Here is a 24,205-nt window from a genome sequence, read left to right on the forward strand (position 1 = left end):
GCCACAAACGGCAGGATCCGGCGCGTCAGTCGACGGGCTCGGATTTTCAGTCGCTTACGCTGGGTTACACTTGGCTTTTCCATGGATACGTATCGTTTCGGTTATCAAAATATAGCCTTTGCGCGGCACAGGCCAGGCACAAGTAGCTATACGTAGAAGCCGCCCAGACGATGTAACTATCGACGGGCAGCATATACAACAATGGCCATATTCAATTAATTCCCTGCTGATGCCGCTGGCGTAGTGCCGGGGCAGGCCACAATCTTTTACTTCTCCTGGCATAGCGGTTTATTCCTATAAGCCCTTACCTTGTCAGTGAAATTAATTACGCAAGTAATTCTTTTCATCCCCGCGCTCCTCCAACCAATTCCCACAATACGCATGCACAACTCTACCCGCCGACCCAGCCGCTGGCTGCTGGTCGCCCTGTCCCTGTTTTTATGCCTCGCCAACAGCCCGGTACGCGCCCAGAAAGTGGTACTGCAAGGCTTCTGGTGGGACTACTGGAACGCCAACTACCCAAACGGCTGGGCCAACTACATTGCCGACCTGGCCCCGCGCCTCAAGGCCATGGGCATCGACGCCGTCTGGATGCCGCCTTCCATCAAGAACGGCAACCAGGGCAACGGCTACTCGCCATTCGACAACTACGACCTCGGGGATAAGTACCAGAAAGGCTTTTTGCCGACCCGCCTGGGCACCAAGGATGAGTTGCTGCGCGGCGTGGCTATTCTGCACGCTAACGGCATCGAAGTAGTGCAGGATATTGTCCTCAATCACATTGACAATGCCGGCTCGGCTACGGGCCAGGGCGGCGTGGACCCGGCCGCCTGGGACGACTACACGACCGGCAAGTACAAGAACTTCCGGTACGTGAGCTATAACAAGCCTGCCACCGACGAAACGGCCGCCAACTACCTAGCCCGCAACGGACGCTTTTCCAAGAACTGGCAGAATTTCAACCCCAACCCCGGCAACAACTCCACCTCCGGCGACTGGAACGCGGTGTACTTCGGCCCCGACGTGAGCTACTACAACGGCTCCTACGGCACCAGCTCCAACGCCACGTTCAACCCGGTGCAGAGCGCCGACTACATGCGCACCAACACCCGCAACTGGCTGGTGTGGTACAAAAAGCAGGTAGGTTTCGACGGGGTGCGCCTCGACGCGGTGAAGCACTTCCCGGACTTCGCCATGGAGGATTTCCTCTACAACCTGCAAAGCAACGCCGGCTGGGCCAACGGGGGCGCCACCATGTACGCCGTGGGCGAATGGGTGGGCTCCTCGGGGCAGATGGACGGCTGGGTGAGCAACGTGCAGAACCGCGCCGGCACCTTCGACTTTTCCTTGCGCAACGGCCTCTACAGCATTGTGAGCGGGGGAGGCAACTTCGATATCGGCAGCCTGCCGGGCTACCAGCAGGGCACCCGCACGGTGCTCATCAACGGGCAGTACGTGCACCGCACCGTGCCCTTCGTGAACAACCACGACACCTTCCGGCCCCAGGTGGGCAGCACCGGTAACTACACCGGCTGGAACACCGGCTCAGAGTTGGCGCCCCACATCGACCCGTTCGACCCGCGCTTGTCGGCCGCTTACGCCGCCGCGCTGGCCGTGGATGGCTCGCCCCAGATTTTCTTCGAGGATCTGTTTAACGTGGGCAATACCGGCAAGCGCTACTCGCACAGCCCGAAAAGCACCGTGGATCTGCCCACCCGCTCCGACCTGGAAAACCTGATCTGGTGCCACCAGAACCTGCGCTTCAAGGACGGCGCCTACAAAGTGCGCTGGCAGGCCGCCGACCACCTCGTGATTGAGCGCAGCACCAAGGCCCTTATCGGCATCAACGACAATTTCAGCGCCTGGCAGAACAGCACCGTGTCCTGCGACTTCGCCCCCGGCACCGTGCTGAAAGACTACTCCGGCGCCAACGGCACGGCCACCGTAACGGTGAGCGGCTCCCAAACGGTGGCCATTAATACGCCACCCTGCAACGGCACGGCTGCCGGTGGCCGCCGCGGCTACTCGGTATGGGCGCCCGTAAATATCGGCACCAACTACGTGCGGGCCGCCATGGCGACGACTCAGGAGTGGGAGCTGGCCGATGACCTAGGCGACGCCGATTCCCGCTCTTTGCAGCAGGGTGGTCAGCTACCTGCCAGCTCGACGGCCCTGCGCACGGCGGGCCGCATTTACTCGGGCGCCGGCAAAACGGTGACCTACACCCTGATTCCGACCGACGCCACCCGCAGCCTGACGGTAGCCCTTTACAACAGCGCCGGCACCTTAGTTAGCAGCAAAACCGGCACCGGCACGCTCACGGGCACCTACACCCCTACCGCCGACGGCTGGATTACGCTGCGGGCCCGAAACGCCGTGGCTACCAACCCCGCCCAGCGCGCTTTTGTGAAGGCCACCTACACCGCTCCCACGGTGGTGACGGGCTCAATGTCGGCCCGTACCGCGCTGGCTACTACCTCCACAGCTACGGCAGCACCCCGCACCGAAGCCAAAGCCGAGCTGCAGCTGTTCCCGAACCCCACCACAGCTGAGCATATCGAAATGGTGCTGCAAACGGCCTCGGAACAGCCCGCCACTATTCGCCTGTTCGACGTGACGGGCCGCCTGGTGCACCAGGAAACCGTGCGCCTGTACAGCGGCTCGAACCAGATTCATCTGGCCCCGGCCAAAGCCGTTCCGGCCGGTATTTATCAGCTGTCAGTAGCCGAGTTTGGCCTGACTCAGAAGCTGGTGATAAAATAAGTTGCCTGGTAATCTGACGCGAAAAAGGCGCTGCCCATGAAGGGCAGCGCCTTTTTTGTTTAGTAGCTGTCGGTTGTTTTCCTGCTGCCGGTTCACGCAGTATGTTCTACTGCCAGCCCCGGGCCGCCAGCTGCTGTCCGGCTACCGCGCCGTCGAGCCACTTCGACACCAGGCCGGGACCACTCAGCAGCAGGCAGGCTCCCTCTCCCACGGCCTTGATGATGGCACGGTACTGCTCGGGCGGCAGGGCCGGACAGCCCCGGCTGTAGCCTAGCTGCCCGTGCTTATTCAGGTATTCCTGGCCGGCATAGTCGGCGCCGTGCAGCACCACGTACCGGTCGAGGGCATTGCTATTCTGGCCCGCATCGAGGCCGTGCAGGCGGCGCGAGAGGCCATGCTTGCCCCCGTAGGTGTCGGCGGTGCGGTAGAAGCCCAGGGCCGTGCACGCCGACTTGATACGGTTGGAAAAGCGCTGGGGCCGCACCGTGCCCGAGCCGCGGCCGTGGGCCACGTAGCTGCGGTGCAGCACCTTTTTCTCGGTCAGACTCAGCACCCAGAGCCGCTTTTCGGTGGAGGGCAAATCCATGTCGGCTACGGCCAGCACCCCGGTGCGCCGGATGCGGCCGGCGTGGCGTAGCGTAAGGTAGCCCACGCAGGCCCGCTCCAACACTTCCGGCCGCAACGCCTCCGCCTCCGGGCCCAGCGCGGCCCGCAGGGCCGCTACTTCCTGGCGCAGGGTTTCGGATACGGCGGGTAGCGGCGGCAGCGGCTCGGGCTGCAATGAATCGGTGGGGGCAGCCGCCACAGGCAGGGGTGCGGCTGGCCGGGGCAGTGTTGTCGTGGCCTGGCGCGCAGCGGACCGCTCAGTATCCGCCACCGACTGACAGCCGACCATGCTGCCCAGTAAAGTTGCTATGAGGGTGGCTCGTATTTCTTGTGTATACCGCACGTTACCTGCTTGAGTGGGGCGCCCTGGAGCGGATTATGCCAAAATTCCGCATTCCGGCCTTGCTACGCAAATTTGGTGGGGCGCTGATTTAGTGAAGGACGGTTGGATGTAGCTTGGCGTGCTACGGGTTGGGGCGTACCAATCGAAACTAAAAAGAGTAAGTACGCCTGGCGAGTCAGCCTTCGTTGCAACTCTGGTTCATTGTTGAATAATGAGCCAAATGCCAACTGTCAGCTATACAGAAGCAGATTTCCCCGGTCAGATACAGACCATCGAATAAGAGTGGGGCGCGACAGGTAACAGGGAAAAGGACACCTCGAAAAATAAAAGCAGAAGGCCACCGCAAGTTTCTGCGGTAGTCGGGGCCTAAGCAGTAGCCGGGCGTTTCCTGGCTCAGCTTCTTCTGTCCGGAATATTTCTTTTCCCCTCCCTGCCCATGACCTCACTACTTGCCTACTTGGTTTGGAACCTGGACCCCATCATTGCCCATATCGGCCCGGTGGCGCTACGCTGGTACGGGCTGCTGTTCATGTTGGGCTTTGTGGTGGGTACGCCCGTGCTCCAGCACCTTTTCCGGCGCGAGCAAGTGGCGCCGCGCTGGGTGGACGTCCTGACCATCTACGTGCTGGTGGGCACCGTGGTGGGCGCGCGCCTGGGCCACGTCTTGTTTTATGAGCCCGAAATGCTGCTGAATGATCCGCTGGAAGTTTTTAAAACCTGGCACGGCGGGCTGGCTTCGCACGGTGCTACCCTGGGCATTCCGCTAGCCTGTTGGCTGTTTGCCCGGCACCACAAGTTCGATACCCGCTGGGTGCTCGACCGCATCGTGCTGGTGGTCGGCATCGGCGGGGCGCTTATCCGCCTGGGCAATTTCATGAACTCCGAGATTGGTGGCTACCCTACCACCGCGCCGTGGGCCGTGGTGTTTCCGCGCGACACCGAGCACCTGCTGCCCGCTACCCGGCCGCTGCCCGCCGGGGCCGTGCAGGTGGCCCGCCCCGAGCGCCTGCCCAGTGGCGAGGTAAGCCACCAGCTGTTGCCCGCCGACGCGCCCATCGGCCCCGGCGCGCTAATGGCCGTGCCGCGCCACCCCACGCAGCTCTACGAGGCCCTGTATTGCGTGCTGCTGGTGGTACTCCTCTACGCTCTATGGCACCGCACCAAAGAACATACTCCCCGCGGGCTGCTGCTCGGGCTGTTTATGGCGCTGCTCTTCGTCCAGCGTTTCCTGGGCGAATTTCTGAAGGAGGCCCAGGTAGATTTCGAGAAAGACAACCTGCTCAACCAGGGCCAGCTGCTCAGCCTGCCGCCCCTTCTGGTGGGCCTGTGGCTGCTGTGGCGCGCCGGCAAAGACCCGAAAAACCCCTACGGCCATGCCCCGCGCGATTTGAACGAGCCCTTGCCAACCGGGCTGTTAGTTGCTTCTTTACCCGTTGGGAACAACAAGTAAGCGCGCCTTATTGACTTGCTTCCCCCCGCTGTTCCATGGTCCTCCAGCTGATTCCCGCGTGAGCTACTCTCCCACCGACGCCGAGCTGGTAATCCGGCTCCAGGCGGGCCAGGCAGCGGCTTTCCGCGCGCTGGTCGAGCGGTACCAGGGGCCCGTGTACCGCACAGTCCTGAGTTTGCTCCGCTCCCCCGAAGAAGCTGAAGACGTGGCCCAGGAGGTATTTGTGGAAGTTTACCAGAGCATTGCCCGGTTCCGGGGCGAGGCGGCCCTTAGCACCTGGCTCTACCGCCTGGCTACCTCCCAGGCGTTGAAACAGCAGCGGAAGGCCCGGGCCAAAAAGCGCTTTGCCTTTCTAACTACCCTGCTGGGGGCCAACCAAGAGGTCTTGCACGAGCCCCCCGATTACCGGCACCCGCTGGCTCTGCTGGAAAGTCAGCAGCAGTACCAGCAACTGCTCGATGCCATTGCGCGCCTGCCCGACAGCCAGCAGGTGGCCTTCACCCTGCGTCATGAACAGGAGCTGAGCTACGAAGAAATAGCCGCTGTGCTGGACACCAGCCGGCCCGCCGTCGAGTCTCTGCTGTTTCGCGCCCGGCAAAGCTTGCGCAAGTTTCTCCACCCTCATCTAGCCTGACCTGCCATGCCCAACCCGTTTAACCTTCCCGAAGACGACGACCAAGCCTGGACCTCGCTGCTCCGCTCGTTGCCGCAAGCCCCGCCAGAGCCCCGGCCCTTTTTCTTCACCCGGCTCCAGGCCCGCCTCGCCGCCCAGCAACCCCAGCCCCCGGCCTTGCCGACGTGGCTGCGGCGCTCGGTCTACGCTTTTTCCCTGGCCGCTATGGTGCTGGCGTTGAATGCTGACACGGCCATGTGCAATGCGTGCTGACGACTTCGGCCGCTGAAGTTGGTATCGGTCTTGGTGATTATCAGAAGACCAGTCTTCCCCTCTGTTTGGCGCTCTTCTAGAAAAATACGCTGACGTTGCCTTTCAGGAAAAACGGCGTGCCCGGGGTGAAGTGTAGCTCCGACACACCCTCGGCTCCTTCGCCGGGCAGGCGGCTCTGGGTATCGAACTGGGCTTGGTTCCACTCTACGTTCAGCAGGTTTTCGGCACTGGCGCCTACCTGAAAGCGGCCGTGGGTGTAGCTCACCAAGGCATCGAACAGGAAGTAGCCGCGGGCCCGCACCGAGTTGTATTCGTTGGCGGGCCGGTCGTTGAGGTGGCGGTAGCGCAGGCTGGCGCTCAGGCCCGAGGGCTGCTTCAGCGTCAGGCCGCCGATGCTGGTAAAGGTGGGCGCCAGCGGAATCCGGTTGGAATCGGGGTGCGCTTCCACGAGGCGGCCGTGATTGTAGTTCAGGTCGGCATCCACGAACAGCGTGCGGGTCAGCTGGTAGCGCAACGACAGGTCGGCGCCGTAGCGGCGGGTGCGGCCGGCGCTTTCCGTGAAGCCCCCGTCGCCCACGTACACCAGCTCATCCTGCAAATGCAAAGCCCACAGCGCGGTATTAACCACCAGGCTGGGCACTGGCTTGAAGGTACTGCCCACCTCGTAGCCGATGGCGCGGGGCAGCACGTTGGCACCCGGGCTCAGCACCACGGCCCGGGCATCGTTGGAGTGAAAGCCGAAACCCGAGCGGGCAAACAGCTGCACGCTGGGCGTCAGGTCGTAGTACAGGTTCAGCTTGGGACTAACGCGCCCCTTGCCGGCCCGGCCCGACTGCGCCGCGTCGCGCTGCTCCTGAAAGGCAAAGCGGAAGTAATCCACGCGCAGGGCTGCATTCAGGGTCAGGCGCTCGGTCAGGGGCAAGGTTTCATCGAGGTAGGCATTGAAATTCTGCTCGTACACACGGCCCGACACGATGGTGTCGCGCACGGCGCGGTTCACCGTCTGGCGCAGGGCCAGGTCTACGTCATCGAGGCGGGTGCCTATGCCCAGCACCGAGCGCAGCGTGCGGCTGCCCAGGCGCGAAGTGCGCTCATACGTGCCGGTGTAGCCATACACGTTGCGCTGCTCGTTCTGCTGGATTTCGTCCCCGTTTTCCGGGTTGTCCAGGAAGAAGGTGAAGTTGGAGTAAAGGTTGAAATTGTAGTTGACAAAGTAGGCCTGCTGGCGCAGCACCGCGTCGTGGGGCAGCGTGGTGGTCAGCACGGCGGTGGCATTGGTACGGTCGGTGCGGCCGCCCTCACTGGGGTCGATGCTGCCGAAGCGCGAAATCCGCCCGTCGCGGATGGCGCGTTCCGGCACCTGGCCCGAGGCATCCCAGCGGGAGGTGAAATGGGAGCCCAGCACCATCAGGGAGGTGCGCCCCGAGAGCAGGCCGGTGTATTTGGCCAGCCCGTTGAAACGGTTGAAGTGCTGCTGGGCGTCGAAGTAGGAGTTCGTGAAAGAGTACTCGGTGGCCAGGTAGGCGCTTTCCGTGTGCTGGCTTAGCAGGTGCTTGCCCTGGGGCAGCAGATCGAGCATGAGCAGGGCGCGGCGGGTATCGAACTGCCCCAGCTCCAGCTTGGCTACGCTGTTAGCTAAGCTGGTCTTGGTGCTGAACTCCCCGGCGCCGGCAGTGGCAAAATCACCGAACCGGGCGGTGTACGGGCCTTTGTATACCTTCAGGGCCTCCACCGTTTCCGGAATCGTGAAGTGAAAATCGGCGTAGCCCTGGCCGTGGGCGTGGCTTACCATGTTCACCGGCAGCCCGTCTACACTTACATTGAAATCGGTGCCGTGGTCTACATCGAAGCCCCGGATAAAAATCTGCTCGGCCTTGCCCCCACCCGCGTGCTGAGCGATGAACAGACCGGGCACCAGCGGCAGCAGGTCCTGGGCCGAGTTCAGGGGCCGCAGCACCTGGTCGATCTGGGTGATGGTGGCCAGCGACTGGTTTGGGTCGCGGGGCTGCGACACGGTGACTTCGCTCAGATTCAGCGCCACGCCCGCCAGCCGCAGGTTCATCGTTTGGGTGGCGCCAGCCGCGACAGTGACGGTAACGCCCGGGCTGCGGTAGCCTAGGGCCGTGGCGCGCAGCACATAGGTACCGGCCGGCAGGTTGTCGAGGCGAAAAGCACCCAGCGCGTCGGAGGCCGTACCGCCGGGCTGCCCCTCCAGGCGAATACCCACGCCGGGCAGGCGCTGGCCGGAAGTCGAATCGGTGATAATGCCACGAATGCCGCCGGAAATGGTGGTTTGGGCCAGCGCGGCTGTACTCAGCAGGCTGAGCAGCACAGCACCCAGCAGGTGCAAGCGTAAAAGTTGAAAATGCATAGAGCCGGGAAACACGGCTATGCGCAACGCCCCTCGCCCGAGGCAACGCCGGATAGCCTTGTGAATAGGATAAGTAGCGGGTCAGCACTTCGCAAAGCGGCGGCTGAGGCCGGGCACGCAAGTGGGCCCGGCGCGGTACTCATCCCCGGCGGGGCGGCGGGTAAAAGCTGGTCTGGAAACCGGCGGGCATAGCCTCAGCGGCAGTTACCGGTACAACCTGCGGAATAGAATAAGAATAGAGCCTGACTTCTACTGCCTCGGTCAGGCAGTGCACATCAATGCTTTTAAGCACCGACAGCATATGCCGGGTATTCTCGGCGGCTGTGCGCTTTTGCACTACTTGCTGGTCGCCGTTGCAGGTATCAAAGCAGTCGACGCGGAGGTAGTGCTGCTGCTGGCAGTCGGCGCTGTGGGTATAGGGGTGCGCGGCGGAGTAGCGCGGGGCTTCAGGCCGGTTCACGAGGCCGGCGCCCACTACCAGCAGGTAGTGCGTGAGCAGCAGCAGCACGAGCCAGGAGCGTAGCATGGAGTTGTATATCTTAAAATCAGCTTAGGCAAAAAACACGCGCTCCACGGTCCAGTAGGCGGCCACCAGGCCAATAAGCACCGAAGCCGGCACCACCACGCGCTGCTTGTACCAGGGCTTGTCGGCAAACCAGCGGCCGACCAGCAGCCAGGCCAGCAGAATCACTGTTACCTGCCCCAGCTCGACGCCCACGTTAAAGGAAATCAGGGACTCGACGAACATGGCCCGCGGCAACCCGAGCGAGGTCAGCACGCTGGCGAAGCCCATGCCGTGAATCAGGCCGAAGCCGAACACGATGGCCACGCGCCAGGGGTTGAGCTTATCGGCCATGATGTTCTCGATGGCCACAAACAGGATGGACAGGGCAATAATGGGTTCCACGATAGAAGCCGGGGGCGAAATGAGGCCGTACATGGCCAGGCCCAGCGTAATGGAGTGGGCAATGGTGAAGGCCGTAGCCTGCACGAGTACCGGCTTGAGGCGGGGCTCCAGGAAAAAAATGCTCAGCACGAACAGAATATGGTCGAGGCCGAGGGGCAGAATGTGGGTAAAGCCCAGCTTGAGGTAGGTGCTGATGATGTCGGTGCGCGAGAGTTTGCTCACGTCCACATCCAGCACGTGGGCCGCGGCCAGCTGGGGCAACAGCAGTGCGGCCAGGAGCAGCAATGCTCCGCGCAGCATGAGTTTGCGGTGGCCGTGTAATGCCTTCATACTTGCAGCCCGGCCGGGTTAGTTAAAAGCCAGCAGCTTCTTGCCTTCATCAGCTAGGTCGAAGCTCAGGTACGGGTTCAGCGCCAGGGCCTGCCGGATGAGGGCTTGGCCTTTGGCGGCCTGCCCGTTTTTAGAGGCAATCAGCCCGGCGCGGCACAGCAGCGTGGGGTTCTGCGACTTGGTGCGCAGAGCCGTGTCCATCAGCTTCTGGGCCTGCTTATACTCGCCGCGCTTGTAGTGCACCCAGGCCAGGGTTTCGCACACGTCGATGTTGTCGGGGCGGCGCTCATACTCGATTTTGGCGTGCGTCAGGGCTTTGTCGACCTCGTTGGTTTTCAGGTAGGCATAGGCCAGCTCCCGGTCGGCGTAGTGGCCCATCTGCTCGTTGTCGTCGGCTTCTTTGGCGTCGTCGGCCAGCATGCCAATGGCTTCCTTAGCCATTTGGGTGGCTTTGGCGGGCTCGTTGTTCAGGCGGTACAAATCGGTCAGCTCGTCGGCAAAGGCGTAGTCCTGCACCGTGGCGCGGGCCTTACGGAAATAGTCGATGGCGGCGGGGTAGTTTTTGCGGGCTTTTTCCACGCGGCCCAGCCCGGCCAGCGCGTAGGCGTAGTAAGGGCGCTGCAGCAACGCCATCTGGTACTGCTTCTCAGCCTGCGCCAGGTCGCCAGTATTCTCATAGAGGTGGCCCAGCGTAATGCGCGACCATTCCGTTTGCTCCAGGCCGGGGTAGCCGGCTTTCACGGCCATGTCCATAGCCTCGATGGCGCCGGGGTAGTCGCCGTGGATTTCGCGCAGGTAGGACACGCGGGAGTAGGAGCGCAGATCGGGGCGCACCTGGTTCATCTTGTCGGCCATCTTCACGGCTTCGGGGTAGCGGCCCAGTTCCACATTGGCATCACAGAGCAGGCCATACACGAAAGCATTGTGCGGATTCAGGGCTACGGCCTGCTCGGCCACAGCCAGGCCTTCGGAGAAGTGGTGCTGGGTCAGGCAGAGCGAGGCTTTGCAGCACAGGGCCTCAAAGTTTTCGGGCTCCTGCTTCAGAATGCCGTCCAGCAGCTGCATGGCGGCCATATCGTAGTACGGATGGTCGCCGGTAACGCGGGCCTCCTGCATGTAAGCCTGGGCCAGCAGGAGCTTGGCTTTGTTGTCGTCGGGCTGGGCCCGCAGCTGAGCCAGCAGGCCGCCAATGGCATTTTTGGTGTTCAGCCACTCTCCTCCCAGCGCCAGGTCGCCGTGGCGCTCCTTGAGCGTGGGAATAGGCTCGGGCTTGCGGAAGAAGAACAGGGCAGCAACGGCCGCGCCAAAGCAAACCAGCAGAATAGGGTAAAAGTATTTACGCAAAGCAGCGGGGGCTAAAAGTGGGAAAAAGAGCCCGGCACGAAACCGGGCTCTTATGTTACCAGCAAGCTAGCCGAACTCACCCGGGTCCGGCTAGCTGAGTGACTACCCGATGGCAACCGGCAGATGGAGCAAGCCCCGACTGCCGGTTGTCAGGTAGTCAATTCTGCTTAGTTGGTGTGCACCATCTTGATGGACTGCAATACCGTTTCGCCCGACCGGACGGTGGCAATGTAGGTACCGGCGGCCAGGTTCTGCACTTTCCACGGCATTTCGTAGGTGCCAGGCTTGTGCTCCTTGTTGTTCACCAGCGTGGCTACGTGGCGGCCCATCATGTCGCTGACGGTAATGGTCAGCGGACCTTTTACGCCTACTTCGTAGTGAATCGTGGTTTTGTCGGTGAAGGGGTTGGGGTAGTTCTGAGCTACTTCCACCGGCGAGGCCATCAGGCCCAGGCCCACTGCCCCACGCTGCGATGTAACCGTCGGCTGGGCTTTGGTACCGCGCCACGGCGTCTGCATGTAAGGGAAAGCCGCTTTAAAGGTCGTGTCGTTGGCTTCAACGCCGGTGCGGAAGTTGACCACGCTCAGCAGCTGGGGCGTGAGCGGGCTGGTGGCCGTAGCCGAGTAGTCGTCGTAGAACAGGCCAATAGCGGCCAGCACTACGCCACCTACAGCTTGCAGCTCGATGCGGGTTACGTCATCTTCCAGACGACGACCATTGGGGAAGCCGTCCATGTTGGGAATAGCCTGCAGCGCGGCGCTGCCGTTAAAGCGCGTGTCGGTCAGGCCCAGCACAGCGGCGGCCAGCAGGCCTTCCGAGCTGAAGTCGGGGTTGGGCGTGCCGTTGGCCAGGGTGCGGGGCGTAGCGGGCACAGCCATGTTCAGGCGCAGCATGTCGCCCAGCGTAGGCAGGAAGTTATTGATAAACGGCTTGCCAGCGGCCAGCGGGTTACGGGCGGGTTTGCCGGTAGCCAGCTGGTACGGGGGCAGGTTTGGCACACCCGTGTGGAAGATGGGCAGAATATCCACCGAGCGGGGCTTACCGGCGCGCAGCAGGTAAGGACCGAAAGTGGGGTCGGCGAAAACGGTACCGGCGCGCTGAGCGGTGGTCAGATTGGCCAGGCCGTCCTTGCCGTTGCGGAAGTCAAAGGCCTGCAGCGAGCTGCTCTGAATGCGTAGAGCCCCCAGACCGGGTACGGCCCCGCCAAAGCGGCTGTCGTCCATGTACAGCGCCAATTCGGGGTTCATGGCGTTTTCGTCGAACTTGGCTACGGCACCATAGGGGTTGCCGGCGTTCCACTCATCTTTCTGCCCAATGGGAATTACCACCTCGTTGGTCAGCGGCATGCCCAGGCGCGACACTTGCACGTAGTTGCCCGACTGCGTCTGGGTGCCATCCACGTTCAGGGTGCGGATAGCCTGACGGCTGGCCGAGGCCCACACGCCGATGATGTAGTCCGAATCCAGGATGTTGGCAGCCTGCGCCCCTGTTTTGCCGTCTTTCTGCAGCACCGAAATCGGAATCTGCAGGGCAATGGTGTGGGTGTTCTTGCGGGCTACCCCGTCGCGGGCACCCGTCTGCCGCACACCACCCAGGTCAAAAATACCACCCAGGTCCACGAAGAACGGGTCATCCACGGGGCCGCAGAATACCTTGGTGCCATTGGCCAGCGTCCGGATGGCGTTGGTCATAAGCGTGTTGTAGGGTTGCCCCAGGCCGGCGGCGCCTTCAATGGAGCGGGGACCGATGTTGGGCGGGGGCACAACACCGCCGGTGACGATGGACGTAAAGGCGCCACCGTTCACGCTCAGCTCAGCGGTATAGGTCGTTTTCTGGTTTTCCTTGCCCAGGCGGGTGCGGAAAAACGTGGTGGGGTCCTCGTTGGTGCGCGTGAACGTGAAACGATACGTCAGGTCGTCACCCGTCGAGGTCGTTTTGTTCTTGATGTGAATTTCGTAGCGTATGTTTTCCCCAAATGTGTTGTAGATGGGTCCACCCTGGGGCAGCTCCAGCGGAATGTAGTTGGCAATGATGTTGATCAGCTCCGGATTATTCGGGTCGCGGAAAGCGTACAAATCGGTGTTGTCGGCCAACGGGTCGTCGGCAATAAGTGGGGCTTCGCGGTGGCTGGAGGCCTCGATGCGGGTGTTTTGCCCGCTCCAGGCCAAGGCGCCTACGATGGCAGTAGCCGCTAGTCCCATATGGAATAGCGGGCGGGTAAAGGTGTTCTTCATGATGAAGGGGTTGAGTGGAAAAAAATAGGGCATACCTCTTCCGGCATGCCGGAAAGCATTTAAAAAAAACAGGCAGGAAACACGCGCAATACGCGCCAGACAGGCACGCTAGTGTGGGAATTCACCCGAAAGAGTCGGGCGGAACGGGGTGAGCAGGACGCTCAGCAACAGGGGTGCAGAAAAAGGTTAGCGGACTTGTTGGGCTATACGCAACTACTCGCGCGCTTGGATTGGAACTAATGGAACTTTATTCGCAAAAAATAGAACTGCCTTCAAAGCCAACGCTGCCAGTGGTTTGTTATCCGGCCTCAGCCGTATTTCTTCGCTACTTTTGCCCGCGCATCGTAGGTGAGCGTAGCCCTTTTTTCACCTTCCCGTTTAGCTTACTCCGCGCTTCGGCGCGCCGATTCCTATTACCATGGCCAAAGTCGCAATCAACCTCTCTACGGGGAGCATACAGCAGGAAGAAATCATTGTCGGTATTGACCTGGGCACGACCAACAGCCTAGTGGCCTACATCCATCCCGACAGCCGGCAGCCGCTGGCCATCAACGACCAGGGCCGCGGTACCATCGTGCCGTCGGTGGTACACTTCCCCGCCGATGCCGCCGACCCCATCGTGGGCACCGATGCCAAAGACTACCTGCTTACCGAGCCTCAGAATACGATTTACTCGGTGAAGCGCCTGCTGGGCAAGTCTTACCGCGACCTGGGCGAGCAGGCCGCGCAGCTGGGCTACAAGGTTATCGACGATAATTCCGAAGGCCTGGTCAAGATTCGCGTCGGCGACCGGTTCTACTCCCCTATTGAACTGTCGGCCGAGATTCTGAAGGAGCTGCGCACCCGCGCCGAGCACGCCCTGAAAACGCCCGTCAACCGCGCCGTGATTACCGTGCCGGCCTACTTCAACGACTCCCAGCGCCAGGCCACGCGCGACGCGGGCCGCCTGGCCGGCCTCGAAGTGCTGCGCATCGTGAACGAGCCCACCGCCGCGGCCCTGGCCTACGGCATTGGCCTGAGCCCCGACGAGGAGAAAACCGTGGCCGTGTACGACCTGGGCGGCGGCACTTTCGACATCAGCATTCTGCGCATCCAGCAGGGCATTTTTGAAGTGCTCAGCACCAACGGCGACACTTACCTGGGCGGCGACGACCTTGACCGCGCCATTTCCGACTTCTGGACCAGCGAGTATCAGCTCAGCGCCTTTCTGTTTGAGGACGTGAAAGCCCAGCAGCAGCTGCGCCTGCTGGCCGAAGAAGCCAAGCGCCACCTGAGCAGCAACAACTCGTTCGAAGTAATTTTCGGCGACACCACCCTGTTCCTGACCAAGGCCAAGTTCAATGAGCTGATCCGCCCCCTGGTAGAGCGTACCATCGACTCGTGCCGCCGTGCCTTGGCCGATGCTAAGCTTACGGCCGCCGACCTGAATGCCGTGCTGCTCGTGGGCGGCTCGACCCGCGTGCCGCTGGTGTACGAGTCGGTATCGGAGTTTTTCCAGCAGCCGGCCAACAACTCGCTCAACCCCGATGAGGTAGTAGCCCTGGGCGCCGCCATTCAGGCCGATATTCTGGCCGGCAACCGCCGCGACGTGCTGCTGCTCGACGTGACGCCCCTCACGCTGGGCATCGAAACGCTGGGCGGCCTGATGGACTCCATCATTCCACGCAACTCCAAGATTCCGACCAAAGCCGGCCGCCAGTACACTACATCGGTCGACGGGCAGGTAAACCTGAAAATCTCGGTGTACCAGGGCGAGCGGGACCTGGTGAAGGAAAACCGCAAGCTGGCTGAATTCGACCTGCGCGGCATTCCCGCCATGCCCGCCGGTTTGCCCAAGGTCGATGTGAACTTCCTGCTCAATGCCGACGGCATTTTGCAGGTCGAAGCCATCGAGCTGCGCTCCAACACTCGCCAAGCCGTGGAAATCAAGCCCCAGTACGGCCTGACCGACGAGCAGGTGGAGCAGATGCTGATGGACTCTCTGACCCACGCCCGCGCCGACGTGTCGGCCCGCATGGTGATTGAGGCCCGCACCGTGGCCGAGCAGATGCTCTACCAGGTGGAGCGGTTCGTGGAGAAAAACTCCCAGTACCTGACCGAAGACGAAATCACCCTCACGGCGGCCCAGACGCAGGTGCTGCGCGAGTCGCTGGAATCGAACGACAAGGACACGATTCTCAAGGCCGTTGATGAACTGGAACACCTCACCAGTCCGTTTGCCGAGCGGGTAATGAATATTTCCATCAAGCAGGCCATGACGGGCAAGAAAATCGAGTAGGCAGCTCCGGGCATGAATACGAATCTTACCCGGCTCTTCACGCTGGCTCAACAACCAGCGCGGCGCATTATCGGGCTGATGTCGGGCACCTCACTGGATGGTCTGGATGTGGCGCTGTGCCGCTTTTCCGGGCACGGCCCCGCTACGCAGGTAGTCGTCGAGCATTTTGCCACGGTGCCGTACTCGGAAACGGTGCGCCACGAAATCCGGCGCATCTTTGCCCAGACCACCGTGGAGCTGCAACACCTGACGCTGCTGCACGCCTGGCTGGGCACGCTGCACGCCGACATGGTGCTCGACTGCCTGGCCCGCTGGCAGGTACCGCCCGGTGAGGTCGATGCCATTGCCAGCCACGGCCAAACCATGTTTCACGCGCCCCGCCACCAGCACGGCCTGAGCAACTGGCCCAATGCCACCCTACAGCTCGGCGACGGTGACCACCTGGCTGTGCGTACCGGCATTCTGACCCTCAGCGACTTTCGGCAGAAGCACGTGGCCGCCGGCGGGCAGGGCGCCCCGCTGGCTGTGTATGGCGACTACCTAGTTTTCTCCCAGCCCGGCGAAGACCGGCTGCTGCTCAACTTAGGCGGCATTGCCAACTTCACTTACCTGGCCGGCAGCCTCGACGCCAGTCAGGTGTTTAGCACCGATACCGGCCCGGGTAACACCCTGCTCGACGCCTTCGTGCGGGAGCTGTACCCCGGCACCCAGTACGACGAAAACGGTGCTCTGGCAGCTCAGGGCCGGGTACACGAAGCTTTGCTAGCAGCCTTGCTGGCCCACCCGTTCTTCGCGGCCGATATTCCCAAAACCACGGGCCCCGAGCTATTCAGCTCGGCCTACGTGCGAGCCGCGCAGCACGTCAGCGGCTCCACTGGCCTCTCTCCCACCGACCTGCTGGCGACGCTCACGGCATTCAGCGCGGCCGGCGTGGGACGGGCCGTCCGGCAGGCCTTCGGCCCCGAGCGAAGCTTCCCCGTCTACGCCAGTGGCGGCGGCATGCACAACCCCACGCTGATGGCCGCCTTGAGCCGGGAGCTGCCCCACTGCCGCTTTTCCACCACCGCCGCCCTCGGCATTGCCCCCGATGCCAAGGAAGCCGTGCTGTTTGCCATTCTCGCCAACGAAACCCTAATGGGAGAAGCCCGCCCCCTGGGGCACGGCGCCCAGGCCGTGCCGGCCGTTGCGCTCGGCAAAATCTCGTTTCCGGGCTAAAGTGCGGCGCTACTTGCCGGAAGTTTGCGGGGCCGGAATCAACCCAAAGCTCTGAATGCGGGTGGCCGTGGAATCCCGGAAGGTAACGTCGAGCTGCACCACGGGCCGAGCTGCCAGCGTGTCGCTCTTGAACATGAAGCTGTAGAAGTTGCGCACGGTGTTGGCTTCGTCGATACGGTAGCCGAGCTTGTAGAGGTCGATGGGCAGGCCGCGCCGCTGGCCCTGGGCGTAGAGCGGCTGCGCGGCCACCCGAAACCCGTCGGCCGTAACCGCAGCCTGCACCTCGGGAGCCAGCAGCTGATAGGCCACGGCATACTCCCCGCGCAACACGGCCAGCAAAAACTGGCGGGCTACCTGCACCTGCGAGGGCCGGGCTATGCCAGGAGCCGTCAGAAGCAAACACAGAACGAGCAGGATGCTGGTACGACGCCAGAAGGGGGTAGTGCGAAAAGGGGCCATGGGGAGGGACATTTATACGAGCACGCGTTTCAAATACGGGGCCACGTCTGCGGGCTACTGACAACAAACGGCGGCACCAGCGCCGGAATTCCTTTCCAGGCTGATGCCGCCGTTACGCGGAACGCTATGTTGTCGCCGGCTATTCGATAACGATGCGGCGGGTTACGTTCAAATCATCACCCGTGATGCGCAGCATATAAACGCCGCTACCCAGGCCCGTCGTCAGAATGCGGGCCGGGCCACGGCCGCTGGTCAAGGCCAGTGACTGCAGGCTTACCTGCTGGCCGATGCTGTTGTAGAGAGCCAGCTGGGCTACTTTGCCGGTGCTGGCGCCATCCAGCCGAACCGAGAACTCACCACCGGTGGCAGGGTTAGGATAGATACTGACCGTTAAGCCATTGAGCTGCTCTTTCACCGGCGTGTTCACCGTCACCATGAAAGCTAGGCTGCCCACGTTGTTCTGCTCGTTCGATTCAGCCACGGCATTCTGGGCGTCGGCTACATACAGAATGTAGTAGCTGCCGGGAATGGTAGTGGTCGGAATAGCAAACGAAGCGGCCCGGGTCATACCCGTGTTTATGGGCATGGCAGCCGTAGCTACCGAGCCCAGCAGCACGTCGTTGGCGCTGAACACGTTGTCGGCCGACAGGTAGAAGCCCATGCTGCTGGCGTTAGCGGCCAGCGTGCCGGTGTTAGTCAGCAGGCAGGAGGCCGAGATGGTACCACCCACCGGAGCCGAAGTCGGGTTTGCCGCCATCTGCGACACGCTCAGGTCGGCCTGGGCCGCAACGATGGTTACTGTCAGCGTGGTGGTGTTGTTTGTTTCGTTGCTTTCCGTAACCAGAGCGGCGGGGTCGGCGGCGTAGAGCAGGTAATACGTGCCCGGTGTTACGTTCGTAGGAATGGAGAATACCCCCGTACGGCGCACCGAGGCGCTGGCGGCCAGGGTTCCGCCGCTGCTGGTACCCAGCAGCAGGTCGTTGCTGTCGAGCGTAGTATTCGTCGACAGGAAATAGCCCAGCTGGCTGCTGCTGGCTTCACCGGCACCCTGGTTGGCAACCGTGCCGCCGACCGTGATAGTGTTACCGCTGATAACCGTAGTAGCCGACTGGGAAGGAGCCTGCACAATCAGGTCGGGCTGCAATGCTACTACCGATACGCAGGTAACGGCGGCTTCGAAGCCCGTGCTTACCACGCTGCCATCGCTGGTGAAGACCAGCGTCAGGGCGCCGGAAGCATTCTGGGCCGTGATGGTGCCGGGCAGGGAAGTATAGGTGCCGATAATGGGCGCGTTGGTGTTGGCACCGTCATAAATCGTCAGGGCATCGCAGCAGGATTCTACCGAGAAGGAGCTGAACGTGAGGCGCACCTTGTTGCCCGCAATGCCCGGGTTGATAGTCAGGGAGCCGTTCGAATAATCAGCGTAGTCCCCGTTGCCCCCGTTGTCGGTTACGGTGGTGCCGCAGGTAGTCACGCTGGTGCTGCCGGTTTGCGGCACGAGCACGCCATTGAACGGAGCCGAGATGGTAATAGCCAACGCGGCCACGTTGTTGGTTTCGTTGGTTTCCGTTACCTGCCCCTGATGGTCGGCCACGAACAGCACGTAATAGGCGCCGGCTGTGGTAGCCGAGGGCACGGTGAAGGTACCCGAGCGGTAGCTATAATCTCCCGCGAAGAGGGTCGAGCCGTTAACCGAGCCCAGCAGTACGTCGCCCGTGCTGTAGGTATTGTCCGTCGACAAGTAGAAGCCCATATTGCTGGTCGCCGCGGAAGTGGTGCCCAGGTTGTTGATGTTGGCTCCCATGCCCAGCGCAGTACCGGCAGGCATAACCGTGCGCGACAAAGCGGCTTGGCTAACAGTCAGGTCGATGCCGGGCTGCACGACGGTCAGACCGATGGCGTACACGTTGTTGGTTTCGTTGGTTTCGGCTACCTGGTTCAGGTGGTCGGCCACAAACAGCACGTAGTAGCTGCCCGAAGCCGTACCAGCCGGAATGGCCAGCGCAGGGTACCGCGAGATATAGCCACCGGCGCCCAGGGCACCGCCCGCAACGGAAGAGAGCAGCACGTCGCCGGCCCCAAACGTGTTGTTGGTAGAAAGGTAGTAGCCAGCATCAGAAGAAGAAACCGTGGTATTACCCTGGTTGATGATGGTATAGCTGCTGTTGACCGAGCTACCCGCCGCCACCGTGAAGTTGTTCAGGTAAGCCGACTGAATAACCAAATCGAAGCCGGGCGCCTGCAGCGTCAGCGACGCGTAGGCCACGTTGTTGTTTTCGTTGGTTTCGGCCACCTGGTTCAGGTGGTCGGCGGCAAACAGCACGTAGTAGCTGCCCGAAGCCGTACCGGCCGGAATCGTCAGGTTGGGGTAGCGCGAAGAGTAGTCGTTGCCCTGCAGCGCCCCACCCGCGGTGGAGGTCAGCAGCACGTCGTTCGAGCTGAGGGTAATGTCGGTGGAGAGGTAGTAGCCCACGTTGGAGCTGCTGGCGACCGTGTTGCCCTGGTTTACGATGTAGTGGTTGGCGCTGATAAGCGAGCCGGCCGTCGTGGTGTTGGTCGAGAGGTAAGCCGACTGAATAACCAGGTCGATGCTGGGCGTTATCACGTTGATGGCTACGCTGCGCACGTTGTTGGTTTCGTTCGATTCCGTCACGGCGTTCAGATAGTCGGCCACAAACAGGATGTAGCGGGTGCCGGGCGTAGCCGAAGCGGGAATGGTGATGGCGGAGCTGGGGTAGTTGCCCTGGCTGGCGGCCAATGCGCCACCGATGGTGCTGCTGAGCAGTACGTCGTTGCTGGAGAGCGTGGCGTCGGTCGAGAAGTAGTAGCCGACGTTGCTCGAGGGCGAGGTAATGTTGCCCTGGTTGTAGGTGTAGCCGTTGGCATTGATGGTGGTACCGGCCGACATGGTGTAGGTACTCAGGCTGGCTTGATTTATCAGCAAATCCACGCTGGGCGCGGCCACGGTTATCGTCGCGCTGGCCACGTTGTTCTGCTCGTTGCTCTCACTCACTACGTTCTGGTAGTCGGCGGCAAACAGGATGTAGTAGGTGCCTGGCGTAGTGCCTGGCGGCACGTTGGTCGTCACGTTGCGGTACGACGGATAGTTGGACGTCAGCTGTCCGCCATACGCGGACGTCAGCAGCTGATCATTGGTATCAAGCGTAGTGTTGGTCGACAGGTAGAAGCCCACGCTGCTGTAAGCGGCCGTGGCATTGCCCTGATTGGTGATAGAGCAGGCCAGACTCAGCACGTTGCCGGGAGCGGTAGTGGTTGGCGTGGCCGAGGGCTGCTGAATGATCAGGTCGACGGTGGGCGGCACCACATTCAGGTACACACTCGCCACGTTGTTGCTTTCGTTGCTCTCCCCTACCACGTTCAGGTGGTCGGCGGCAAAGAGGATGTAGTAGGCGCCGGGAGTCGTGTTGGCGGGCAGCAGCGCGTAGTTGTTGCGGCTGGAGTAGCCGCCCACAGCTATCTGGCTACCGGTCGAGCTGCCGAGCAGTACGTCGGCGGCATCCAGGTTGGCATCCGTCGAGAGGTAGTAGCCCACGCTGCTGCTGCTGGCCGTCGTGCCCGAGAGGTTATAGATGGTGCTGTACAGCGAAATGCTGCTGCCGGGCACGGCCGAAACCGGGGTTACTGAGGCGCCCTGAATGGTCAGATCGGGCTGGGGTATGGTGGTCACACACGAAATATCGGCCGCAAAGCCACTGTAGCCGCTGGTGTAGTAGTCCGTGGCGAAGCGCAGCGTCAGCGTACCGGTGCTGGTGGTTGCATACACGGTGCCGGGGCTGTAGTAGTCGTAATAGGTACCAATAACCGGTGCCGAGGTCGACGAACCGTCATAAATCGTCAGCCGGTCGTAGTAGCCCACCGCAAACGAGGAAAACTGCAGCCGGACTTTGCTGCCAGCCGTAGCGGGCGTAATCGTGATGGTGCCGTTGGCATTGGCGCTGTAGTTACCCGTGCCGCCATTGTCGTAGAGCGTACCGGCGCACGTGGTAACGGCCGTTGTGCCGGTTACGGGCACGGTGTAGGTTTGGGCACTGACCTGTCCGGTCAGCAGCAGCAGCAGAGCAGCCATGATTCCCCACCACGGTTTGGTAGTGGACTTGGACGCCCGATAAGCGTAGTTGTGTTTCATACGGTTTTGCAAAGGGTATAAAGTAGGGTAAGCGCACAAGAAACGCCTGCTGGCAGAGGCTGCCAGGGCGCGAAAAAACAAAGTGGGGTGGTCGGAAATAAGCCCTAAAAAAGGCCCGGCGCCCGAAACGACGCTATTCCTCTTGCTGAGGCACGAGAATAAACACGTCCTCGCCGGGACGCTTCATAATGTATTTTTCGCGGGCAAATTTTTCCAATAGCTCCGGGCTGCTCAACAGCTCCGCCCGGTCCTTTTTCACTATTTCAATGTTATTCAGGTAGTACTCCTTTTCAGCCTGCAGCTCGCGCCACTTGGCATACATATCATATTGCTTCAGCAAATCATTGGCGTCGAAAACGACCATCCATACTAGGAAGCCTGTGCCAGCCAGGAAATAAAAGCTGCGCAAAAAGCGGGGAACACGCTGAAATAATTGAAGCAACTGCATAGCTCTCAAAGATAAAGCAAAGAGCCCGGTCTGCATGCAGACCGGGCCCTTAATTTTTACGCGTAGCCGTGGAATTGTCCAACAACTACCCGCCACCTACATCTTACGGCCGGGGAAATAAGCAATTTCGCCTAATTCTTCCTCGATGCGGAGCAGCTGGTTGTACTTCGACATTCGGTCGGAGCGCGAAGCCGAGCCGGTCTTGATTTGGCCCGTGTTCAAGGCCACGGCCAGGTCGGCAATGGTATTATCCTCGGTTTCACCCGAGCGGTGGCTCATGATGCTCTTGTAGCCGTTGCGGCGGCCCAGGTTCACGGCGTCGATGGTTTCGGTAAGCGTGCCAATCTGGTTTACCTTGATCAGGATAGAATTGGCAATCTTCTCGTCGATACCGCGCTGCAAACGCTGCACGTTGGTCACGAACAAGTCGTCGCCCACCAGCTGAGTGGTGCTGCCGATGCTGTTGGTCAGGTTTTTCCAGCCAGTCCAGTCGTCCTCATCCATGCCGTCCTCAATGCTGATGATAGGGTACTTTTTGGTCCAGTCGGTCCAGTACGCTACCATTTCGTCCGAAGTCAGCTTATCGCCGGTGCTCTTCTTGAAGTGATAGTGCGAGCCGTCGTAGAACTCGGAAGCGGCCGCGTCCATGGCAATCATCACGTCGTCGCCGGGCTTGTAGCCCGCGGCCTCAATGGCCTGCAGTACCACCTTAATAGCCTCTTCATTCGACTTGATGTTGGGAGCAAAGCCGCCTTCGTCGCCTACGTTGGTGCTCAGGCCCTGCTTTTTCAGCACGTTCTTCAGGTGGTGGAAAATCTCCGTACCCCAGCGCAGCGCCTCCGAGAAGGAAGGAGCACCCACGGGCATAATCATGAACTCCTGGAAGTCGATGCTGTTGTCGGCGTGCGAGCCGCCGTTCAGGATGTTCATCATCGGCACGGGCAGCGTGGTAGCACCTACCCCACCAATGTACCGATACAGCGGCATGCCGGCCTCCTGGGCCGCCGCGCGGGCAATAGCCAGGGAAGCACCCAAAATAGCGTTAGCACCCAGGTTAGCCTTGTTCGGCGTACCGTCGATTTCGAGCATGATCTTGTCGAGCAGGCCCTGCTCAAATACCGAGAAGCCAATTAGCTCTTCGGCAATTTTGCTGTTGACGTTTTCAACCGCGTTCAGCACGCCCTTGCCCATGTACTTCGACTTGTCGTCGTCGCGCAGCTCTACGGCTTCGTGTTTGCCGGTGCTGGCTCCCGAGGGTACCGCGGCCCGACCTACAACGCCGGATTCAGTGGTTACATCTACCTCGACGGTTGGGTTACCGCGCGAATCAAAAATCTGCCGGGCATGGATGGCTGATATAATGCTCATGTTGAAAAGAATTGTGGTGAGGAATTCGTTACCACAGCCGCCGAACCTAAACCTAGGCCCCACATCCGGCTGCGGGGCCGAAAGGTAAGGAATTCACTACGTACCCTCCTACCCTTTCAGCCACTTCAGGAGCTGCGGCACTTAGCCGGCATTGGGAATAAGTACAGCACTGCGGCTCCAAATCAGATGGCCTTGCAGTCTTTAGAGCACCCTATGGTGGCCGGCCTTGAAAAGCAAAAAGGGACGTACCAGCTGGCACGTCCCTTTTCTATCTTCGATAAGCCCGAAACTACGAAGCAGCTTCTTCGCTCTTCTCATCACGAGTTTCGCCTTCTTTCAGCGTCTCGGTTGGAGCATCCGTGGCAGCGGCGGCCTCTTCGCTTACTACGGCAGCCGGAGCTTGGGTAGCAGCTACTGGGGCGGCAGCGTCAGTCGTGTCAGCTTTCTTCTTGCCGCGCGAACGACGGGTAGTCGTTTTGGCTTCGCCGGCCGATTTGGCTTCCAGCAGGGTTTCGTTGTAGTCAACCAGCTCGATGATGCAAATCTCAGCGTTGTCACCGAGGCGGTTGTCGCTCAGCTTGATGATGCGGGTATAACCACCGGGGCGGTTGGCAATTTTGCCGGCTACTGCGTCATACAGCTCCTTGATCGACTCTTTGTTCTGCAGCGTAGCAAATACGGTACGACGCGAGTGCGTGGTGTCGCTCTTCGACTTGGTCAGCAGGGGCTCCACGAACTTGCGCAGGGCTTTGGCTTTGGCCACCGTAGTGGTCAGGCGCTTGTGCATGATCAGCGACGAAGCCATGTTCGACAGCATCGCATTGCGGTGGGAGGTGGTACGACCGAGGTGGTTGATTTTCTTACCGTGTCTCATTGTGTTGTGCTTCTCAGCAGGAATGTGTGTGCTTGCGTGTGACGACCACGGCGGGCAGCTAAAGATTAAGTGGCTACCTCATTAGAACCGTCATACCTCGGGCACACTGGTGAAAAAGTGTAAAGGAAGTATTCAAAGCAATAGGCTGACTGCTGCAGGCCAGCCCGAAGGTCAGCGTAGCG

Annotated in this window: 17 protein-coding genes; 6 read left to right on the forward strand and 11 right to left on the reverse strand. The window is 61.1% G+C overall.

What is annotated here, in order from left to right; translation table 11 throughout:
- The first annotated feature begins 381 nt into the window (after window positions 1-381).
- Entirely contained in the window at window positions 382-2,763 is a 2,382-nt protein-coding gene (locus tag LGH70_RS01035; RefSeq protein WP_226181849.1) for a T9SS type A sorting domain-containing protein, read from the forward strand.
- A 106-nt stretch (window positions 2,764-2,869) separates the two neighbouring features.
- Here the strand turns inward: LGH70_RS01035 and LGH70_RS01040 are convergent, their stop codons facing one another.
- Complete coding sequence (locus LGH70_RS01040) at window positions 2,870-3,568, reverse strand: murein L,D-transpeptidase catalytic domain family protein (RefSeq protein ID WP_226181851.1); 699 nt, start codon at window positions 3,566-3,568, stop codon at window positions 2,870-2,872.
- Window positions 3,569-4,148: 580 nt separating this feature from the next.
- Between LGH70_RS01040 and lgt the strand changes: the two genes are divergently transcribed.
- Genes lgt through LGH70_RS01055 form a run of 3 tightly spaced genes read left to right on the forward strand, consistent with a single transcriptional unit; the run spans window position 4,149 to window position 6,048 of the window.
- On the forward strand, window positions 4,149-5,162 hold the full coding sequence (gene lgt / locus LGH70_RS01045; RefSeq protein ID WP_226181853.1) for a prolipoprotein diacylglyceryl transferase: 1,014 nt from the start codon (window positions 4,149-4,151) through the stop codon (window positions 5,160-5,162).
- Window positions 5,163-5,220: 58 nt separating this feature from the next.
- Window positions 5,221-5,796: an RNA polymerase sigma factor gene (locus LGH70_RS01050; protein WP_226181855.1), complete on the forward strand. Its 576-nt coding sequence runs from the start codon at window positions 5,221-5,223 to the stop codon at window positions 5,794-5,796.
- 6 nt (window positions 5,797-5,802) lie between these two features.
- Window positions 5,803-6,048: a hypothetical protein gene (locus tag LGH70_RS01055; protein WP_226181857.1), complete on the forward strand. Its 246-nt coding sequence runs from the start codon at window positions 5,803-5,805 to the stop codon at window positions 6,046-6,048.
- Between the two features lie 76 nt (window positions 6,049-6,124).
- Here the strand turns inward: LGH70_RS01055 and LGH70_RS01060 are convergent, their stop codons facing one another.
- The 5 genes from LGH70_RS01060 to LGH70_RS01080 all read right to left on the reverse strand — a co-directional run bounded on the left by LGH70_RS01060 (window position 6,125) and on the right by LGH70_RS01080 (window position 13,234).
- Window positions 6,125-8,419, reverse strand: coding sequence for a TonB-dependent receptor (locus LGH70_RS01060; protein ID WP_226181859.1), 2,295 nt, complete (start codon window positions 8,417-8,419; stop codon window positions 6,125-6,127).
- A gap of 139 nt (window positions 8,420-8,558) precedes the next feature.
- Complete coding sequence (locus tag LGH70_RS01065) at window positions 8,559-8,945, reverse strand: hypothetical protein (RefSeq protein WP_226181861.1); 387 nt, start codon at window positions 8,943-8,945, stop codon at window positions 8,559-8,561.
- A gap of 24 nt (window positions 8,946-8,969) precedes the next feature.
- Window positions 8,970-9,656: a HupE/UreJ family protein gene (locus LGH70_RS01070; RefSeq protein WP_226181863.1), complete on the reverse strand. Its 687-nt coding sequence runs from the start codon at window positions 9,654-9,656 to the stop codon at window positions 8,970-8,972.
- An 18-nt stretch (window positions 9,657-9,674) separates the two neighbouring features.
- Window positions 9,675-11,000: a tetratricopeptide repeat protein gene (locus LGH70_RS01075; protein ID WP_226181865.1), complete on the reverse strand. Its 1,326-nt coding sequence runs from the start codon at window positions 10,998-11,000 to the stop codon at window positions 9,675-9,677.
- Window positions 11,001-11,167: 167 nt separating this feature from the next.
- Window positions 11,168-13,234, reverse strand: coding sequence for a DUF4331 family protein (locus tag LGH70_RS01080; RefSeq protein WP_226181866.1), 2,067 nt, complete (start codon window positions 13,232-13,234; stop codon window positions 11,168-11,170).
- Window positions 13,235-13,652: 418 nt separating this feature from the next.
- Here LGH70_RS01080 and hscA point away from each other — a divergent pair, with 418 nt between their 5' ends.
- The gene (gene hscA / locus LGH70_RS01085; protein WP_226181868.1) at window positions 13,653-15,512 is read left to right on the forward strand and encodes a Fe-S protein assembly chaperone HscA; all 1,860 of its coding nucleotides are present in this window, start codon (window positions 13,653-13,655) and stop codon (window positions 15,510-15,512) included.
- A gap of 12 nt (window positions 15,513-15,524) precedes the next feature.
- Entirely contained in the window at window positions 15,525-16,727 is a 1,203-nt protein-coding gene (locus LGH70_RS01090) for an anhydro-N-acetylmuramic acid kinase (protein ID WP_226181870.1), read from the forward strand.
- Window positions 16,728-16,736: 9 nt separating this feature from the next.
- Here LGH70_RS01090 and LGH70_RS01095 read toward each other — a convergent pair whose 3' ends face one another.
- The 5 genes from LGH70_RS01095 to rplQ all read right to left on the reverse strand — a co-directional run bounded on the left by LGH70_RS01095 (window position 16,737) and on the right by rplQ (window position 24,023).
- On the reverse strand, window positions 16,737-17,186 hold the full coding sequence (locus LGH70_RS01095; protein WP_226181872.1) for a hypothetical protein: 450 nt from the start codon (window positions 17,184-17,186) through the stop codon (window positions 16,737-16,739).
- A 139-nt stretch (window positions 17,187-17,325) separates the two neighbouring features.
- The gene (locus tag LGH70_RS01100; RefSeq protein ID WP_226181874.1) at window positions 17,326-21,333 is read right to left on the reverse strand and encodes a CARDB domain-containing protein; all 4,008 of its coding nucleotides are present in this window, start codon (window positions 21,331-21,333) and stop codon (window positions 17,326-17,328) included.
- A gap of 133 nt (window positions 21,334-21,466) precedes the next feature.
- The gene (locus LGH70_RS01105; RefSeq protein WP_226181876.1) at window positions 21,467-21,817 is read right to left on the reverse strand and encodes an FtsB family cell division protein; all 351 of its coding nucleotides are present in this window, start codon (window positions 21,815-21,817) and stop codon (window positions 21,467-21,469) included.
- Window positions 21,818-21,877: 60 nt separating this feature from the next.
- On the reverse strand, window positions 21,878-23,149 hold the full coding sequence (gene eno, locus LGH70_RS01110) for a phosphopyruvate hydratase (protein ID WP_226181878.1): 1,272 nt from the start codon (window positions 23,147-23,149) through the stop codon (window positions 21,878-21,880).
- Between the two features lie 289 nt (window positions 23,150-23,438).
- The gene (gene rplQ / locus LGH70_RS01115; protein WP_226181880.1) at window positions 23,439-24,023 is read right to left on the reverse strand and encodes a 50S ribosomal protein L17; all 585 of its coding nucleotides are present in this window, start codon (window positions 24,021-24,023) and stop codon (window positions 23,439-23,441) included.
- Between the last annotated feature and the right edge of the window lie 182 nt (window positions 24,024-24,205).

The sequence above is a fragment of the Hymenobacter nitidus genome, from assembly GCF_020447315.1.
Lineage (GTDB): Bacteria > Bacteroidota > Bacteroidia > Cytophagales > Hymenobacteraceae > Hymenobacter > Hymenobacter nitidus.